This window comes from uncultured Sphingomonas sp. (genome assembly GCF_934560975.1).
Taxonomy (GTDB): domain Bacteria; phylum Pseudomonadota; class Alphaproteobacteria; order Sphingomonadales; family Sphingomonadaceae; genus Sphingomonas_I.
In genome coordinates, this window is the sequence record NZ_CAKTFO010000015.1 from 39,743 (window position 1) to 56,686 (window position 16,944).

The 16,944-nt window shown below is 66.3% G+C and carries 16 protein-coding genes and 1 pseudogene; 7 read left to right on the plus strand and 10 right to left on the minus strand.

The features are described 5' to 3' along the window. Window positions 1–2: 2 nt before the first annotated feature. The 3 genes from Q0D93_RS10420 to msrB form a co-directional block, all read right to left on the minus strand. Window positions 3–1,190: a glycosyltransferase family 1 protein gene (locus Q0D93_RS10420; RefSeq protein ID WP_294393704.1), complete on the minus strand. Its 1,188-nt coding sequence runs from the start codon at window positions 1,188–1,190 to the stop codon at window positions 3–5. A gap of 191 nt (window positions 1,191–1,381) precedes the next feature. Continuing rightward, on the minus strand, window positions 1,382–3,160 hold the full coding sequence (locus Q0D93_RS10425; RefSeq protein WP_294393707.1) for a GGDEF and EAL domain-containing protein: 1,779 nt from the start codon (window positions 3,158–3,160) through the stop codon (window positions 1,382–1,384). A gap of 114 nt (window positions 3,161–3,274) precedes the next feature. Beyond that, on the minus strand, window positions 3,275–3,724 hold the full coding sequence (msrB, locus tag Q0D93_RS10430; protein WP_294393709.1) for a peptide-methionine (R)-S-oxide reductase MsrB: 450 nt from the start codon (window positions 3,722–3,724) through the stop codon (window positions 3,275–3,277). A 198-nt stretch (window positions 3,725–3,922) separates the two neighbouring features. Between msrB and Q0D93_RS10435 the strand changes: the two genes are divergently transcribed. Beyond that, a complete protein-coding gene (locus Q0D93_RS10435) occupies window positions 3,923–6,442 on the plus strand; it encodes an EAL domain-containing protein (RefSeq protein ID WP_294393712.1) in 2,520 nt (839 codons plus the stop codon). A gap of 101 nt (window positions 6,443–6,543) precedes the next feature. Next, window positions 6,544–7,434 (plus strand): exonuclease domain-containing protein, encoded by an 891-nt coding sequence (locus tag Q0D93_RS10440; RefSeq protein ID WP_294393717.1) that lies wholly within the window; start codon window positions 6,544–6,546, stop codon window positions 7,432–7,434. A gap of 37 nt (window positions 7,435–7,471) precedes the next feature. Here Q0D93_RS10440 and Q0D93_RS10445 read toward each other — a convergent pair whose 3' ends face one another. Next, window positions 7,472–7,921 (minus strand): hypothetical protein, encoded by a 450-nt coding sequence (locus Q0D93_RS10445; protein ID WP_294393719.1) that lies wholly within the window; start codon window positions 7,919–7,921, stop codon window positions 7,472–7,474. A gap of 304 nt (window positions 7,922–8,225) precedes the next feature. Here Q0D93_RS10445 and Q0D93_RS10450 point away from each other — a divergent pair, with 304 nt between their 5' ends. Then, window positions 8,226–8,591 carry a response regulator gene (locus Q0D93_RS10450; protein WP_294393721.1) on the plus strand — a complete coding sequence of 122 codons (366 nt, stop codon included), beginning with the start codon at window positions 8,226–8,228 and terminating at the stop codon, window positions 8,589–8,591. A 67-nt stretch (window positions 8,592–8,658) separates the two neighbouring features. Then, window positions 8,659–8,781, plus strand: coding sequence for a hypothetical protein (locus tag Q0D93_RS10455; protein WP_294393724.1), 123 nt, complete (start codon window positions 8,659–8,661; stop codon window positions 8,779–8,781). 195 nt (window positions 8,782–8,976) lie between these two features. Here Q0D93_RS10455 and Q0D93_RS10460 read toward each other — a convergent pair whose 3' ends face one another. Beyond that, the gene (locus Q0D93_RS10460; RefSeq protein WP_294393727.1) at window positions 8,977–9,702 is read right to left on the minus strand and encodes an SDR family oxidoreductase; all 726 of its coding nucleotides are present in this window, start codon (window positions 9,700–9,702) and stop codon (window positions 8,977–8,979) included. Window positions 9,703–9,853: 151 nt separating this feature from the next. Between Q0D93_RS10460 and Q0D93_RS10465 the strand changes: the two genes are divergently transcribed. Then, a complete protein-coding gene (locus tag Q0D93_RS10465) occupies window positions 9,854–10,750 on the plus strand; it encodes an AraC family transcriptional regulator (protein WP_294393730.1) in 897 nt (298 codons plus the stop codon). A gap of 518 nt (window positions 10,751–11,268) precedes the next feature. Here the strand turns inward: Q0D93_RS10465 and Q0D93_RS10470 are convergent. Together Q0D93_RS10470 and Q0D93_RS10475 are read right to left on the minus strand one after the other, a co-directional pair. After that, window positions 11,269–12,021: an SDR family NAD(P)-dependent oxidoreductase gene (locus tag Q0D93_RS10470; protein ID WP_294393732.1), complete on the minus strand. Its 753-nt coding sequence runs from the start codon at window positions 12,019–12,021 to the stop codon at window positions 11,269–11,271. Between the two features lie 360 nt (window positions 12,022–12,381). Beyond that, entirely contained in the window at window positions 12,382–12,684 is a 303-nt protein-coding gene (locus tag Q0D93_RS10475) for a hypothetical protein (RefSeq protein WP_294393804.1), read from the minus strand. On the opposite strand from Q0D93_RS10475, the pseudogene Q0D93_RS10480 reads away from it, so the two are divergent. After that, window positions 12,650–12,955 (plus strand): annotated as a pseudogene (locus Q0D93_RS10480) (efflux RND transporter permease subunit); the annotation flags it as partial. The gene Q0D93_RS10475 and the pseudogene Q0D93_RS10480 sit on opposite strands and share 35 nt — an antisense overlap. Before the next feature lie 3 nt (window positions 12,956–12,958). On the opposite strand, the gene Q0D93_RS10485 reads toward Q0D93_RS10480, so the two are convergent. Further along, window positions 12,959–15,196 (minus strand): PAS domain S-box protein, encoded by a 2,238-nt coding sequence (locus Q0D93_RS10485; protein ID WP_294393800.1) that lies wholly within the window; start codon window positions 15,194–15,196, stop codon window positions 12,959–12,961. Between Q0D93_RS10485 and Q0D93_RS10490 the strand changes: the two genes are divergently transcribed. Next, complete coding sequence (locus Q0D93_RS10490; protein WP_294393807.1) at window positions 15,110–15,490, plus strand: hypothetical protein; 381 nt, start codon at window positions 15,110–15,112, stop codon at window positions 15,488–15,490. The genes Q0D93_RS10485 and Q0D93_RS10490 overlap by 87 nt on opposite strands. Window positions 15,491–15,667: 177 nt before the next feature. Here Q0D93_RS10490 and Q0D93_RS10495 read toward each other — a convergent pair whose 3' ends face one another. Then, entirely contained in the window at window positions 15,668–16,567 is a 900-nt protein-coding gene (locus Q0D93_RS10495) for an SDR family oxidoreductase (protein WP_294393737.1), read from the minus strand. A gap of 8 nt (window positions 16,568–16,575) precedes the next feature. Continuing rightward, a complete protein-coding gene (locus tag Q0D93_RS10500) occupies window positions 16,576–16,941 on the minus strand; it encodes a VOC family protein (protein ID WP_294393739.1) in 366 nt (121 codons plus the stop codon). Between the last annotated feature and the right edge of the window lie 3 nt (window positions 16,942–16,944).

A 16,944-nucleotide genomic window follows, 5' to 3' on the forward strand; every position in this document is an offset into this window, starting at 1 on the left:
GCTTACTCCGGCGTCCCGGCAAGCACCGCCAGCAACGCTGCGCGCCATGCGGCCACGAACGCTTCGGGTGTGAACCGCGCGATCGCCTGGGTCAGGCCCGCCCGGCGACGGCGGCGTTCCGCGTCCGGCATGTCGGCCAGCGCGATCATGGCGGCGGCGATCGTGTCCTCATCCTCGGCATCGACCAGCAACGCGTCGTCACCGGCTACCTCCTGGAGCACGCTGCCCCTGGTGACGGCGGGCACCAGACCGTGAGCCACCGCTTCGGCGACCGGCATTCCGAAACCCTCGAGCTTGCTTGCCAGCACGAAGCCGCTGGCATGCTCGTACAGCCACGCCAGTTCGGCTTCGGCCACATAGGGCAATAGCAGCACGCCGGGGATCGCTTCGGCTGCCTCGGCGACTTGTTCGAAACCCGGCTCCCGTGCGCCGCAGAGGACATAAAGATAGCCGCGCTCGGCCAACCCCGACCGCGCAAATGCCCGGACAGAGGCAAGCTGGTTCTTGCGGCTGCCAATGCTGCCGACCGTCAGCAGGAACGGTCCCGCGCTCAGGGCTGCCGGCGCCGACGATCCGGTACCGCGCCGCGCGCGGATCGCAGGGTAGATCACGGTGCTGCGCGATTGCGGCACGTGCGGGAAACGCTGATGGAATGCGTGCAGGGAGGCCTGGCTCACGAAGACCAGGCGCGGCTGCACGTCGGCAATCTCGCGGTAGATCGTGTCATAGGCGGCGGAGACATGCGGCTCGAACAGGTCCGGATGGGTGATCGGGCCGACATCGTGGCACAGCACCACGTCCCCGGGCCGCAGCACCACCGAGCCCACCGTGAACGGATCGAGATGCAGCAGCGCGCGCGCGGAGCGACGCCGGGGAATGCCCCAGCGGCCCTTGCTGAAGTGATGTCGGGTCTGGAGATACTGGATCCGCGCCAGCACCCGGCCGACCCATCGCTGCGGCAACCGGCCGAAATGCATCGGCCCATAATAGATCCGCCCGATCAGGTCCGCCGCCCCATCGATCAGGTCACGGCCGATGAAATATTTCCCGGTACGGTTATGTACCGCGAGGGTGAAATCGACGTCGATGCGGGTTGCGGCGCGATGCTGCCGCCACCGGGCGACGCCCCCCGAACGCGCCGGTGGCGGCTGGACGTCGACGGACCGCCCGTGCACCGCCGAAATGCTCACGATCGGGTTCCTCCCGGCCGCCCGCCCGCCTCATGCCACCAAGCCATGCATGTCCCCCCGGCAGGCTCCGCAACGGCCCGCTGGAGGCACGCTAACCCACTGCCGTCACCGGGCAGGAGCAGGCAGCAGTGTTACTACTTCGGGTGACAGCCTCCCTCCGCGCGCCGACATGCTGGCGAGGCAAGCGCCGGTCAGGCCGCGATCACGCCTGCGTCCGGCTGATCGACCGGGATCAACATCCGGTGGAGCTGCTTGGCCGGCATGGGACGGCCGTAGAGGAAACCCTGCGCCTCGTCGCAGCCAATGTCCCGTAGCCATGCCCCGATCTCTTCCGTCTCCACGCCCTCCGCGACCACGCGATAGCCCAGTTCGTGGGACAGGCGGACCATGCTGACCACCAAGGCCCGATCACGCTCATCCTTGTCCAGGTTCAGGATGAACGACTGGTCGATCTTGATCACCTTGGCAGGAAGCCGCTGGAGATAGGCCAGGCTGCTATAGCCGGTGCCGAAATCGTCGATGGCGACGCCTATCCCCGCATCGCTGATCGCCTGCAGGCAGTCGTGGGCCGAACTGCCCTCGTCCATAACCGCGGTCTCGGTAAGCTCGACCTCCACCAGGCGGCTGGGTACTCCGTGTCGCGCAATGTGTTGCTTGAGGCGATCGACCAGGTCGCTTTCGCTCAGGTTGGCCGCCGAAATGTTGATCGACATGACCCGGCGATGGCCCGCGCGGAACCACTCGCCGGCCCGGCCCAGCGCCGCGTCCAGCACCCATTCGGCCGCCGGCCGGACAAGGCCGGTGCGTTCGATCAAAGGGATGAACTCCGCGGGCGAGATGACGCCCAGTTCCGGATGCCGCCAGCGCAGCAGCGCCTCCACCCCGATGCAGGCGCCGTCGGACAGGTTTATGCGCGGCTGAAAGACGAGCGACAGCTGATCCTCGCTTTCCAGCGCACGACCGAACGCTTCGATCAGGCGCAGCCGGCGGCGGTACAAGGCATCGCTCTGCGACGAATAAACCGCCAGTTCGGACCCGGCGTCGCGCGCGTCCTGCGCCGCGCTATGTGCACCGCGCAACACGTCGGCGGGCGTGGTGCCGCCCGATGTGAAGGGCATGACGCCCACCGTGGCGGTCGTGACGAAGCGCAAGGAGGACCGCCGGCCCATCGCCCTGATCTCGCGTCTCAGCAAGGTCAGGTAATCGGACATGGCCGCCCCCGGCGGTGCCAGAAAGGCGAATTGCGTCGCTGCCACATGATACAGGACGCTCCCGGCCAAGGCGGAGCGGAGTTCGCGCGCGGCGCCGCGGATCATGTCGTCCAGCCGCGCCGCGCCCATCACCCGGATCAGGTGGCTCACCTCCTCCGCATGGGCCAGATCGACCAGGACCGCGATCCGCTCACCGCCCTGATCCCGCCCAAGATCGTCCAGATCCTCCAGGAACTGGACCCGGTTGGGCAGGTTCGTAACCGGATCGACCCGCCCATAGGCATGCTGAAGCTCGATCTGCGACATCACCATCGCCGCGAGATCGCGGAGCGACGCTGCCTCCTGGTCGGTAATCTCACGCGGTTCGGTGCCGAGCACGCACAGGGCGCCCAAGCCATAGCCGTCGCGCGTCACCAGCGGCGCGCCGGCATAGAAGCGGACACCATCGCCGGCGAGCCTGCTGCCGGCATAATCGGGATGGTTGGGCAGATCCGACAACACCACGAGTTCGCGGGTCATCGCCACGTCGGCGCAGGGCGCCTTGAACCGCGCGATATGATCGTGGGAAATGCCGACCCGGGACTTGAACCATTGCCGGTCATTATCGGTCAGCGACACCGCCGCGATCGGCAGGCCGAAGATCTGCGCCGCCATGCGGGTGATGCGATCGAAGCTCTCGCTCGGCGGCGTGTCCAGCAGCTTCAACTGCCGCAGCGCGTCCAACCGGGCCGCTTCGGCATCATGGATGTTCTCGGGCATTCCGGAGCAAATAGCTGAGGGTTGTTAACAATTCGGCAACTGGATCAAACCATTACAAACTTTTTCATCGACCGTGCAGCGGAAGGCGCCGCCGCACGGTTGAAACAACCGGGATCAGGCGGCTCCGCCGACCTGATCGAGGTAGGCACCATAGCCTTCGGCTTCCATCGCCTCACGCGGCACGAAGCGCAGGGCGGCCGAATTGATGCAATAACGCAGCCCGCCGCGGTCGCGCGGACCATCATCGAAGACATGGCCGAGGTGGCTGTCGCCATGCGCCGAACGCACCTCGGTGCGCATCATGCCGTGGCTCACGTCCCGCAGTTCGGTGACGTTGACGGGCTCCACCGGCCGCGTGAAGCTCGGCCATCCGCAGCCGGATTCATATTTATCGGTTGAGGCGAACAGCGGTTCTCCCGACACCACGTCGACGTAGATGCCGACCTGCTTGTTGTGGAGATATTCGCCCGTCCCCGGCCGCTCGGTCCCGCTGCGCTGGGTGATGTGGAACTGCTCGGGCGTCAGGCGCGCGATCGCTTCGTCGGTCTTCTGGTAGGTCGCCATCAAATCCTGCTCCTTCCCCGCCTAGATGGTGGCGCCACTCGCCCGGGAAAAGGCCGTGTTGGCTGTCTGGGCAGCCTAACGGGGGATGAGGGCTGGAATACTCGCGCCGGGGCCGATTATGCTCTAGGAAGGAGCCGGCGTTAAGCACTTGTTATTGGTTGCTGTGCAGGGGCCACGTTGTTCTCGGGGGGGAATGCGATGCTGGTCTGGCGATTATTGTGCGGCTTTCTGGTGCTCTTGCTGGGCCCCTGGTCGGCCGCGCATGCGGCGGGCATCGATCTGCGTTCGTCGACCTGCGTCGCGACGTCTCCGGGTCTGGCCATCCCCTCTCCCGCCGCGCTGGCGGGCCTGCGCTTCGCCTGCAAAGGTCAGCCCTCCCCTGCCGGCGGCCGCGACGGCTGGACGTGGCTGCGGGTCGACGGCGTATCTGCCCTGCGCGCCCTTCCTCCCGGCTGGCAGTTGCTGGTCGATCAGACCCGCTTCGACCGGATCGCCATCATAGCCGTGTCCGCCGACGGCGACAGCCAGCGGATCGTGCGTGGCGCGGAGGATCTTGCGCGCAATTGGTCGCCGGGCGGGCTGCTGCGCTTCACTGTGGATGCGCCCGGTGCCGATCTCACCGCTTTGTATATCGGCTTTTCCCGGCTCGACGATCTGAGGCTGATGCGCAAGGTGACGGCGGCGACCCCACGCCAGGCCGCGCATGACGACGCCCGATGGCTGCTGCTGATCGGTCTGTTCGTCGGCGCGCTGCTTTCGGCCTTCGCCTACAACCTGCTGATCTATACGGGGCAGCGTTACGCGTTCCAGTGCTGGTATCTGATCTGGGCGGCGTCCACCCTGGTCTATGGCCTGACGTGGACCAATGCCGCCGCCTATCTGTTGCCCGGCTTCGTGGGGCCATGGGCGGTGCGGGCCAATTTCGTGCTGGTGGGCATCATGATCGGCGCGGGCAACATGTTCCTGCTGTCCGTGCTGGAAACGGGTATGTTGCCGCGCTGGCTGCGGCGGACGGGCATCGGCCTGGCCATTGCCGGTCTCGTGCTGGGGCTGCTGGCATCTGCCGACCACCTGCTGCCGGCCGGCCGGACCGATCGCTGGATGAACTATGCGGTTCTCGGCGGTGCAATGTCCGCGGCGACCTGCCTGGCTTATGCGATCCGGCGCGGCAGCCGCACGGTATGGTTCTACATGGCCGGGTGGATGCCGGTCATCTGCGTTTTCCTGCTGAGGCTCGGCCGCAATTTTGGTTGGCTGCCCAAGAGCGACCTGGTCGACATGGCGACCTTCGCCAGCATCGCGCTGGAGTCCATGGTCCTGTCGCTGGCCATTGCGGACCGCTTCCGCCTGCTCCGCCACGAGCGTGATTGCGCCGAACAGGCGGCCCATGCGACTGCAGTTGAGAGCGACACGCTGCGCCGTGCCGCCCACAAGGATTTCCTGACCGGGCTGGGCAACCGCGCGGCGTTCCAGATCGGGCTGCAGGCGCTGGTGGAGCGCACTGCCGCCAGCGGATTCAAGCTGTTCCTGATCGATGTGGACCACCTCAAGGCCGTCAACGACCGGCTCGGCCATGATGGCGGCGATGCGCTGATCCGCCATGTCGGCGCCTGCCTGGCGGCCGCGGCCGGGCCGGAGGGCCAGGTGTCGCGCATCGGCGGCGACGAATTCGCGGTGCTGCTCCCTCTCGACCGGCCCGAGCGCGCGCAGCAGGTCGATCGCGCCCTGGACGGCATCCAGGATGCGGAATGGAATCATGCTGGCCGTACCTGGTGGCTATCGCTCAGCATCGGCACCGCGCGCTTTCCCTGCGACGCCACGGACATCGACACCCTCTACAAGAATGCCGACCTGGCCCTCTACCGCGCCAAGCGCGCCGGACGGCAGCAGCGGCATGCCTATGATCCCAGCCTGCGCGCCATGATCGACCGCGATGCAGCCTTCATCCGCGATGCCCATGCCGGATTGGAGCGCGGCGAGTTCAGCCTGCATTACCAGCCGATCGTCGATCTGGGCAGCGGGCGGATGATCGGGCATGAGGCACTGTTGCGGTGGCAACATCCCGACCACGGTCTGCTGACGCCGGCGATCTTCGGCGACATCCTGGCCGAGGGTCGGATGGGCGAGCAGTTGCAGGAACATGTGCTGACTCTCGCCATCGCCGCATTGCAGGATCGGCCCCATGCCGCCACTTTCCTGTCGGTTAACTTCACGGCAGCACAGCTGCGCGGCACCGCCGCCGCGCAACGCCTGATCGACAAGCTGCGCGCCGCCAGGATCCCGCCCGAGGCCCTCTGCATCGAGCTGACCGAGGGGATCGTGCTCGGCCTGCCGGCGGAGGATGTCACGTCGGCGTTGCACCTGCTCCATGAAGCCGGCGTGCGTATCGCGCTTGATGATTTCGGTACCGGCTATGCCTCGCTGATCCACCTGAAACAGATTCCGGTCGACACGCTCAAGATCGACCGATCGTTCGTGTTCGGCCTGCTCGAAGACGGCGGGCAAAGCGAGGCGATCGTGCGCGCCATCATCGGCCTGGGCACAGGTCTGCACAAGACGGTCGTTGCGGAGGGAGTGGAGACGGAGGCGCAGCGGCTGCGCCTGCGCGAACTGGGCTGCGAATTTGGCCAGGGCTATCTGTTCGCACGCCCGTTGCCGTTGCTGGCCGACGCGCCGGTGATGGACCGTGCGTCGTTGATGGGCCTGCGTTCCGCCTGATCCGGGGCCGTCCCGGACACGCCCGGGCATCGTTTGCCGCCCTGCCTGCCGCTCACCTGGTCAGGATGGCACAACATGCCGGACGTGGTATGTTGCGCGGAATGAACCTCCTCAAGCCTGTGCAGGCCGCAATCCAGAACAGTGTCTGTGCAACGCCGGACGTCGACTTCGTGGTCGTCGATGTGGAGACCGCCTGTGCGCGGGTCAGCAGCATCTGCCAGATCGGCATCGTCGGCTTTCGCGACGGTCGCGAGGTTTTTGCCTACGAGACCATGGTTGATCCGTGCGACGAGTTCTCGCCCTTCAACACCCGGATCCATGGCATCAGTTGCGACCATGTCGCGGGCAAGCCGACCTTTGCCCACATCCACGACGTGGTCCACGGGCATCTTTCCGGCCGCGTCACGGTGGCGCATTCCCTGTTCGACAAGGGCGCGCTGGCGGCCGCTTGCCATGTTCATGCGCGACGCACTATCGACACGACTTGGCTGGACAGCGTGCGCGTCGCCAAGCGGGCATGGCCCCACCTCGCCAGCCATCGGCTGAACGTGCTCACTCGCTTCCTGGGGCTGCGTCACAAGCATCACGATGCGCTCAGCGACGCGCGCGCGGCCGGCATGGTGATCGTCCGGGCGATCGACCATACCGGGATCGATCTGGCTGGCTGGCTTAAGCCGGCAAACGACCGCAGCGGCCCCGCGCCCGAGCCCGCGCCGGACGGGCCGCTGCGTGGGCAGCGCGTGGCGATCCTCGGCGGGTCGCGCGACGGAAACCTCGCGCACTGGCTGGCGCGAGCGGGAGCGCGCATCATGGCATCGGTCGGGACGACCACGACCATGCTGGTGATCGACGGCAACCAGCCTTTCGGCAACTACGTCCAGGCAAGCGCCCCCCACCGGCGGGCAGAGGAGCTGCGTGCCGCCGGATCCGGGCTGGAGATCGTCAGCGAGGATGAACTCCGCAGGCGCGTGGGCGGCGATCCCGACCGCTGATCCGGATCGCAGCCAGCCGAGCCGGCGCCTGCCTCCCTCACCCCAGTTGCCGGGTTCGCGCGCAGCCCGCGAGAAGCCCCGTAATGTCCTTGCGCTCCTGGGCGAGGGCTTGGCGCAGCGTGACAGCCAACTCGCACGTCGCGGCCTTGAACATCACCCATTCGCCGACGACGTCGCGGCTCGTCCAATGCCGCACATAGTCGATCAACGCCTCGTGCCGCCCGGTGCAGAGCCACATCAACTCGCTCGCCTGGCTGGCGCGTTCGGCCGATCCGTAGCGGATCGTGGGTTCGAAGATCTCGGTACGCTTGAACAGCTGATATTCCCGGCTTTGTTGCGCCAACGTCCAGCGCGCAATCGAGAGCGATCTCTGCACAAGCTGGGGCTCGCCCTCGACCAGGCGGATCGCGTGACCGAAAGTCTCCAGGATGGCCGCCTGATGCCGGTGCAGTTGTGCAAACGCTTCGGAGGTGATCATCCGTGTCACATGCACCGGCCATCCTTACCGGCTTGTTAGCGGCGGCGAGTAGATACTGTTTCCTTTCAATATGTTATTGGCAACACCGACCCAGCGGACGGCTCCCGATCACCGACATCGCGCCCGCTGCGCACCGGGCCCCCCGTCGAAGCCTTCGGAAGAGCAAGACCTTGCCGCTGTGGACGTAAGGGCCGTCCGCCATGCTGCGGAATGCGACGGTTTTTCAATTTGTTACCGAAACCCGGAGCAGGCGCGCGGCGTTTTGTAGCGCGGGAGGAGCCGGATGCCCCGGCTTTGTACGGGGATTGTCACCATGTGCCATGCGCTGATCATCGAAGATGAACCATTCATCGCCTTGGGCATCCAGGATTTGCTGGAAGAACAGGGCGTCGACACGGTCGACATAGCGGCCACCGAAGACGAGGCGGTCCATTCGGCATTGTCCCGCCAGCCCGACCTCATCACCGCCGACGTCACCCTGCTGGACGGGAACGGGCCCGCAGCCGTAGGCAAGATCCGGGACGAGTTGGGCGAAATACCCGTCATCTACATTACCGGTACGCCCGACCGGATCCCGTCCCTGCCGCGCTCATCCGCGATACTGATCAAGCCCTTCTCGGCGGGCCTTTTCAGGAAGACCTTCGCGGAGGCGGTCGAGGGAGAAGCAAGCGGCTGTTGACGCTCCTGCCAGCGCATCCGACCGCGCGCGAGCCTCCTTCAAAGGGCCATCGCTTTCTGGGCCGCTCATGCCTGGATCTGCCAACTTCCCCAAAGTGAATGTCGGCTTCATCATCGCATCGAGCGTCCACCATCGCGCACTGGCCGACTACAGCGCGGCCGATGTCGACAAGGCGATCGCCTCGGCATGATCCCCGCATTCCGGGGCGGTGACCGCTCCGGAGCGCAGTGCGAGACAGGCGGAAGAGGCTGGGCCCGGCGGCGCGGATGGGGGAGGCGACATTCTACCCGAAGGCCGACCCACCCTCTTCCGGCGAACGCTCCGGCAAGCGCCAGCCCTCCGTCGGTGAGGTCGGAGGCTGGCGTGCAGAGCAAGCATGTAGGCTTCACATATCCGCGGCCGTTGGACGCACGATCACCTCGTTGATGTCCACGCCATCGGGCTGCTCGATCGCATAGCGGATTGTGCGCGCAATCGCGTCGGGGGTGAGGGATTTCCGCCGCCAGTCCTTCAACGCCGCGGCGACCGCGGGATCGGTGATGTCGCTGCCGAGTTCGGTCGCGGTGACGCCCGGCGAGATAAGGGTCGAGCGGATCTCGTCATGCTCCTGCCGCAGACCCTCGGTGATCGCGCGCACCGCATGCTTCGTGCCGCAATATACGGCGGCCGTCGGCAGCACGAGGTGGGCCGCCACGGAGGCGACGTTGATCACGTGCCCGGTCTGCTGCGCAACGAAGCACGGCAGCACCGCAGCGATGCCGTTCAGCACGCCGTGAATGTTCACGTCGATCATCCACTTCCACTCGTCGCGCTTCAGCGCGGCCAGCGGGGAGAGCGGCATCACGCCGGCATTGTTGACCAGCACGTCAACCCGCCCGAACCGCGCCTCAGCCGCTTCGACGAAGGCGTCGAAGTCGGCACCGTCGGTCACGTCGAGTTCGCGCCAGGCGACGGTTTCGCCCAGCTCGTCGGCCAGCGCCTTCAGCCGATCGCCGCGGCGTGCGCCGATGAACAGGCGCGCGCCCGCCGTCGCCAGTTCGCGCGCGGTCGCTTCACCGATGCCGCTCGATGCGCCGGTGACCAGAACGACCTTGTCGATGATCCGCGTCATGATGCTTCCTTTCACGTGGAGTGTGACGACATCCACATGGCGCACCGGCAGCGGCAGGCAGTAGAGCGATCGTCTGAACCTGTTGCACGATCCTCCAGATCCGGATGCCGCCCGCTTGCGGGATCGGCCAAGCTGGTCGATCACCGCATCCATGGAAAAGATCGCCGAATTCGCGCAGGTCATCGCCCGCCAGGTGCGGGGATCGGGTATTTGCAGCACGGCAATGCCGCGCGTGTCGCTGATCCGCGCCGATCGACCCAGCACGCCGACGCCCGCCGTATATGAAGCATCTTTGTGCCTGATTGCCCAGGGGTCGAAGCGGGTCTCGATCGGGGAGCACAGTCTGATCTACGATGCATCGCGTTACCTGCTCGTCTCGGTCGACCTGCCGCTGGTGGGGCATGTGCTGGAAGCGAGCCCGGACCGGCCCTATCTCTGCTGCAAGATCGACCTCGATCCGGCGCTCCTGACCGAGTTGATGATGGCGGAGGGCGTCACCGTGGCGCGCACCGACCTGCCGGTGTTGGGCACCTACCCCGGCGACCCGGACCTGATCGACGCCGCCTGCAGGCTGGTACGACTGCTCGACCGGCCCGAGACCATCGACGCACTCGCCCCGTTGATCGAGCGCGAGATCCTCTACCGGCTGCTCACCGGCCCGCACGGACCGATGCTGCGCCACGTCGCCACTGCGGGCAGCCACCTCAACCAGGTAAGCCGCGCGATTGCCGCGATCCGCCGACGCTTCGACGGACAGATCCGCATCGAGGAAGTTGCGGCGGAAGCGGGCATGAGCCCCTCCTCGCTCCATGCGCATTTCAAGGCGATCACGCGCATGACGCCCCTCGAATATCAGAAGCAGTTGCGGTTGCAGGAGGCGCGCCGCCTGATGTTGGCGGACGGCGCGACGGCCGGCACCGCGGGCTTCGCCGTCGGCTATGAAAGCCCCTCGCAGTTCAGCCGCGAATATCGACGCCTGTTCGGTGCCCCGCCACGGCAGGACATCGAACGCCTGCAAACCGTACCCGGCGCTGCCATGGCGCTTTAGCCGCAGATGACATCAAGCCGGCGCGGAGCAGCCGTCGCACGAACGACAGGAAGAGCCCGAAGACGGCTGATGCCAGTCCCGCGCTCGGTTTCTCGCGCAAAACCGCTCAGCCACTCGCGTGGCCGGCCTGTGACCGGCAAGGACCGGTGGTCAGCCAACACCCGCCGCCTCGGGTTTTCAGCGCAGCCAGACAAGCCCGCTGCTGAAATCGCGGCTGCGGACCACCCATGAGCAGGATACCGCGCAGTTGATCGCCGCCAGCCAGGTTGCGCGACCCATTACGAAACGATCGCCGCCGCAAACGGCTATCGGCGTGCGGGGGGGAGGTGCGGCGTGACCCCGCCCATCCTCGCCGCACCAGGCTGTCAGGTCGAGTAGAGGCTGAACAGCGAATGCGCCCGACCTGCTGTTGCTGCGCGTCCGGGTCGATGATGCGGTGGGAGGGTCGCCTCGTCGGTCGCCCGCTGAACAGCACCGTGCCGAGCGTCAGCGGCAAAACCTTGATCCCGGACGAGGGCTCAGGAGGCGCGCGCGACCTGGAACCCCGCAAAGGACTGGCTGACGGGCATCAGCTCCAGCCGGTTGACGTTGAGGTGCGGCGGCAGGCTCGCGATCCACAGCACGGTGGCGGCGATATCCTCGGCGGTCATTGGATCGGCCCCCGTATACAAGGTGTCCGACGCGTGCTGATCGCCGCCGGTGCGGACCAATGTGAACTCGGTTTCGACCATACCAGGATCGATCGCGCTGACGCGCACGCCGGTACCGTGGAGATCGACGCGCAGGTTGAGCGTGAACTGCTGCACGAACGCCTTGGTCGCGCCGTACACATTGCCGCCCGCATAAGGATAAGTGCCGGCAACCGACGCGATGTTCACGATACCCCCCTTACGTTCGATCAGTCCGGGGAGCAGCCGATGCGTGATCGCCACCAAAGCGGTGACGTTGGTGTCGATCATCGTCCGCCACTGATCGAGGTCGGCCCGCTGCGCCGGAACCGTACCGAGTGCCAGGCCCGCATTGTTGACGAGCAGGTCGATCTCCCGGAAGGCTTCGGGCACGGCAGCAAGCGCATCCGCCAGCGCGGCTTCGTCGCGTATGTCGAACACGGCCGGATGGATCAGGTCGCCATAGGTTTCCTTCAGCGGGGCGAGCCGATCGGCGCGGCGGCCGGTGGCGATCACCTGCCAGCCCGCGCCCGCCAATGCCCGTGCCGTGGCCTCGCCGATGCCGGAGGTGGCACCGGTTACAATTGCAGTCTTCACACGCATTCTCCGTGGCTTTCGTCGGTTTCAGATGGTCGCTGTGGCCGCCGACGCAGCATCAGCCGTGGATATCGTCGAACCAGGCAGACGCAAAGGGGCCAGTAGCCCGCGATGGTGATGCCGGCGAGCAGACCCCTCCTGCTGCCTGCTGCCTGCTGCCCGCTGCCTGCTGCCTGCTGCCCTGTGGCTACGCAGGCAAAGCATCAGGCGACCTGACGGGCTGGAGCAGGCTCGCACCGAAGGGCGCGCCGGCACATCGCGCAGCAGCGACAACAATTGACCGCCCTTCCGTACGATCCCCGCCGATAGGGCGTGTCGGACAGCACGATGTGTGTAATGCCGGGGTCGCGACACCGGCGAAGCGACTTAGCGACTTCGACAGCCGGACCTACCAGCCACGTCGTTCGCCCCGCGGTCACTGCGGCCTGGCGCGGTGTAGAGGGTGTCGCCGGTCACCTCGCCACGCGCGTGAAGATCGAGCGGCCGTTGCTGACCCGCTGCCGGAGTCCGGCGCCGCTCATCCACCCTGCTTGCCTCGGCGGCCATCTGGTCAACCTTCGCAACCGCATCGGCCCGGGCCTGTTCGGACGTGTCGCGCACGAGGATCGTGATCCGCAACCCGAACGCCAGCGGCGACTTCGGCGTGATCGTCCACGGTGCCGTCATCATCGTCGAGAATGCGCTACGCCACCTCACCGAGCGGCAACAGGAGGAAGGGCGCCTCGTGACGCTTGAGGAGCGTCTGGAGACCACCACGGCGTCCGCCAGGGAGATGATCCGGCCGACCGTCTACGACCAGCTCATCATCTTCCTCGTCTTCGTGCCGCTGCTCACCTTTCCCGGCGTCCAGGGCAAGACGTTCTCGCCGATGGCGACCACGCTGATGGTGGCGCTCGCCTGCGCCTTCGTCCTGTCGCTGACCTTCGTCTCCGCGATCATCCGGTCAGTCGGCCTTGCTCCGTCGCACGCTCTTCCGAAGCACGTGCGAAAGTTGCTCGACCGAGTAGGGCTTGTGCAGCAGCTCGAAGCCGTGCTGGCCGTTTTGCGCCAACACGTGACTGTAGCCACTGGTGAGGATCACGGGCAGATCGGCATGGAGCCGCCTTATCTCCTGCCCCATCTCCAGCCCGTTCATGCCGGGCATGACAACGTCGGAGAACACCACGTCGAACTGACTGCGATCCTTGCGCAGCAGGCTTAGCGCCTGCGCCGCGTTCGTGGCGAGCACGCATCGGTAGCCTAGCTCCTTGAGCGCCTGGGCGGCGAACTCGCCGACCTCCTCGTTGTCCTCGACCAGGAGGACACGCGCACCCTCGCCATCGAAGGGCTCCGGCTTCGCCTCCTGTTCGATCTCCGCTTCGGCATGGCGCGCGCGCGGCAGGTAGAGGGTGAACGTCGACCCTTCCCCCACGACACTTTCCACCCGGATGTCGCCGTCAGACTGCTTGGCGAACCCGAATACCTGGCTGAGCCCCAGCCCGGTGCCGTGGCCCGGCCCCTTGGTGGTGTAGAAGGGCTCGAAGATGCGCTCCATCTTCTTGAGATCGATCCCGCTGCCGGTGTCCCGGATCGTGATGGCGACATAGTCCCCGCTCACGGGGGGATGAGCGCGGGTTGCGGGTATCCCAGACACTGGCGCTACCAAAATCGTAAGATCGCCCTGCCCGTCCATCGCATCGCGGGCGTTGACGCTCATGTTGATGACGGCGGTGTCGAACTGGCCGCGATCGGCCACAACGAAGCAGGGCTCGTCCGGCGTTGCGATCGTGAAGGTGATGCGCGCGCCCACCAGAGTCCGCACGATAGTACCGACCTCCTCGACACTGGCACCACTGTCGAACGTCGCGGGCGCCAGCGCCTGTCGACGCGCGAAGGCCAACAATTGCGCGGTAAGCCTGGTCGCACGATCCGCCGTTTCGCCGATCGCGTCGATGTAGCGGGCCCGTCGATCGTCCGAGAGGCCGGGGCGCCGCAGCAGGTCGACGGAACCGCGGATCACGGTCAGCAGGTTGTTGAAGTCGTGCGCCACCCCGCCGGTGAGCTGGCCCACCGCCTCCATCTTCTGCGCCTGGGCGAGCTGGGCCTCCGTTTCCTTGCGCTCGGTGATGTCGAACACGACGCCGGACATGCGGATCGGGGTGCCGGCATCGTCATAGGCCATCCGGCCCTTGGCGGTGATCCAGCGTTCGTCGCCGTCGACGGTGTCGATCGGGCACTCGAACTCGAGGTTGCCGGTCTCGGCCGCCTGCTCGAACGTGGTCGCGATCCGGTTCCGGTGTCCGGGCTGGACGTGCGACAGGAACGCCTCGACGTTCCAGTCGGCGAGCAGAGCCTTATAGCCGAAGATGCGATCGTGACGCAGCGTCCGCCGGGCGTCGCCGGTCGCCAGATCGATATCCCACCCGCCCATATCGGCCGCCGCAAGCGCGACTTCGAGGCTGGTGCGGGCGGCTTCCAGGTCCTGCGTCCGATGGGCGACCGTGCGTTCCAGGTCGGCGTTGAGCGTGTGGAGTTCCTCCTCGCTTTCGCGGCGTCGCGTGTCGTCGATGGCGACCTTGATGAAGCCCCGGCTGCGGCCCTCGGGATCGGCCAACAGCGGATGGACCGACCCGTTCAGGAAGACTCGTCCGTCGCTTTTGGTCAGATGCCACCGCTCGTCATTGGAGCAGCCGTCGCGTGCCGCTCCCTGCAACTCCTCTTCCGGCACACCGGTCGCCTGATCCTCCGGGACGAAGAGCATGGCAGCGTTCTGCCCGATCACCTCATCGGCCGACCAGCCGAACGCCGTCTCGGCACCGAGCGACCAGCTCGTGATCGTCCCGGCCGCGTCGGTCGTCAGAATAACGAGATGCCGGCCGGTCTCCTTGACCAGACGCAGCTGTTCCTCGCTCTCCTTGAGAGCCGACTGAAGCTCGATCAGATCGGTGACATCGACGCTGCCGCCGGCGAGCCGATCCGCACCCACCGGACGGCCGGTGTTGCGCAGCCAGCGGTAGCAGCCATCGGCTCGGCGGAACCGGCATTCATAGGCATAGGGCTGGCGCGACGTGTATGCCTCGACATAGGCGACCACGTACCCTTCGAGATCGTCGGGATGGACGAAGGAGGACCAGCCCATCTCCTTGATCTCGCCGAAGCTGACCCCGAAGAAGTCGAGATAATGCTGGTTGACGAAGGTCACGCCGGTGGCGTCCGTCTCCCAGATCAGGATGGGTGCCGCGTCGCCCATAACTCGCAAGTGCCTGCCGGCGTCAAGCTCGGCACGAAGAGCGGCGTTCTCGGCCCGAAGCCGGGTAATCTCGTTGGTTTCCACGGTTTATGCGCTCTGGGCTGGTCGCATGTGGTTGCGATGTTCGATGAATTGCAGCTCGCGTTCGAGCAGCCGCAGACCGGCGCAAACGACCTCGCTGAGATTGCCGCAGCGACCAGACGCAAGCATCCGCTCGGCGACATCGTGCAGCTCGGTACCCAATGAGGTGGTGACACATTTGCGCGTGTTCATACCCAGCCCATGCCGCGTATGACCAGGTATAACAAGCTGCTGCCTACGTCGATCCTCGGGGGGTAAGCGGGCTCATTAGCCGTTCCCGAAACACCATCGTTGTGGGAACGCGCGCATGGAGAGCGACACGCTCCCCCGCCCGTCGCGGACTTAGGCCCCGGAGATTGCTTGCTCGACCATCTGGCGGAGCGGCGTGGTCGGGCGGCCGATCAACGCGCTCAACTGGCGGCCATCGTCTTCCAGACCGCCCCGCGAGGCGCTCACGTCGGCGTCGGCGATGAGGTCGGCCACCTCGTCGGGCAGGCCCATGCCGATGAGCGCGCCCTTGAAGTTCGCCACGGCCATGTCCTTGTAGACCACCGGCTTGCCGGCCACCTCCGCGATCGTCACGGCAAGGTCGGCCAGCGTATAGCCTTGGTCACCGGCCAGTTCATAGGTGTGGCCGGCATGACCGTCGCTCGCCAGCACCACGGCAGCAGCCTCGGCATAGTCGATGCGCGCAGCGGTCCAGAAACGACCCTCGCCAGCGCACCCCAGCACAGCGCCGTACGCAAGCGCGGGCGGCACGGAGGCCATGTGGTTCTCCATATACCATCCATGCCGCAGCAGCACGAACGGGATGCCGGAGGCTTTCAGCGCCGCTTCCGTTCTCCGATGATCCTCGCGCAACCCCAAGGGCGAGGTGTCGGCATGGAGCAGGCTGGTATAGGCGAGCAGCGTCACGCCTGCCGACCTGGCGGCGGCAATGACGTTGCCATGCTCGGTCACGCGATCGCCCGTCGAACTGGACGAAATCAGCAGCAGCCTGCCGATGCCCGCGAAGGCGGCCGACAGCGTGTCGGGCTGCGTATAGTCGGCAACGCGAACCTTGATGCCTTGCGCGGCGAACTGTTTTGCCACCGCGTGATCGGGTGAGCGGACGCCTGCCACGATGCGGTCTGCCGGCACCCGCTCCAGCAGCTTGCCGATGACGATGCGCCCGAGTTCGCCGGTCGAGCCGGTGACGAACAGGCGCGGGAGGCTTCCGCCCGCTTCTTGCTCCCGTGCCATCTTCGACCTCACCCGGCCGTATGCGCCGTGATCGTGTAACCGAACGGGTCGCGGAACGCGAAGTAGCGCCCGAACGGCCCGTCCTTGGGCGGGAAGACGATGGGTGTGCCATGCTCGACCAGTTGGGCGTGCAGCGCATCAGCATCGTCGCAGCCGAACCAGAGGGCGACGCCTTCGCCCAGTGCATCCGTGTTCTTCAGTTCCGCGATTGGCGTGCGGACGGCGAACGAAACCGGGCCGGTATCGAACACGACGGCACCCGGCGGGCTGTGGGCCGCGAGCTTCAGCCCGACGACCTCGTTATAGAAGGCGCGTGCCGTGTCGAGGTCATGCGTCTGGATGCTGATGAAGTCGGGGCCGATCAGATGGGCCATGGC

Coding starts and splice junctions, on each gene's coding strand:
- Q0D93_RS10425 (WP_294393707.1), bottom strand. CDS start 3,160: ATGCCCGAGAACATCCATGATGCCGAAGCGGCCCGGTTGGACGCGCTG.
- msrB (WP_294393709.1), bottom strand. CDS start 3,724: ATGGCGACCTACCAGAAGACCGACGAAGCGATCGCGCGCCTGACGCCC.
- Q0D93_RS10435 (WP_294393712.1), top strand. CDS start 3,923: ATGCTGGTCTGGCGATTATTGTGCGGCTTTCTGGTGCTCTTGCTGGGC.
- Q0D93_RS10440 (WP_294393717.1), top strand. CDS start 6,544: ATGAACCTCCTCAAGCCTGTGCAGGCCGCAATCCAGAACAGTGTCTGT.
- Q0D93_RS10450 (WP_294393721.1), top strand. CDS start 8,226: ATGTGCCATGCGCTGATCATCGAAGATGAACCATTCATCGCCTTGGGC.
- Q0D93_RS10455 (WP_294393724.1), top strand. CDS start 8,659: ATGCCTGGATCTGCCAACTTCCCCAAAGTGAATGTCGGCTTCATCATC.
- Q0D93_RS10460 (WP_294393727.1), bottom strand. CDS start 9,702: ATGACGCGGATCATCGACAAGGTCGTTCTGGTCACCGGCGCATCGAGC.
- Q0D93_RS10465 (WP_294393730.1), top strand. CDS start 9,854: ATGGAAAAGATCGCCGAATTCGCGCAGGTCATCGCCCGCCAGGTGCGG.
- Q0D93_RS10470 (WP_294393732.1), bottom strand. CDS start 12,021: ATGCGTGTGAAGACTGCAATTGTAACCGGTGCCACCTCCGGCATCGGC.
- Q0D93_RS10475 (WP_294393804.1), bottom strand. CDS start 12,684: ATGATGACGGCACCGTGGACGATCACGCCGAAGTCGCCGCTGGCGTTC.
- Q0D93_RS10490 (WP_294393807.1), top strand. CDS start 15,110: ATGGACGAAGGAGGACCAGCCCATCTCCTTGATCTCGCCGAAGCTGAC.
- Q0D93_RS10495 (WP_294393737.1), bottom strand. CDS start 16,567: ATGGCACGGGAGCAAGAAGCGGGCGGAAGCCTCCCGCGCCTGTTCGTC.
- Q0D93_RS10500 (WP_294393739.1), bottom strand. CDS start 16,941: ATGGCCCATCTGATCGGCCCCGACTTCATCAGCATCCAGACGCATGAC.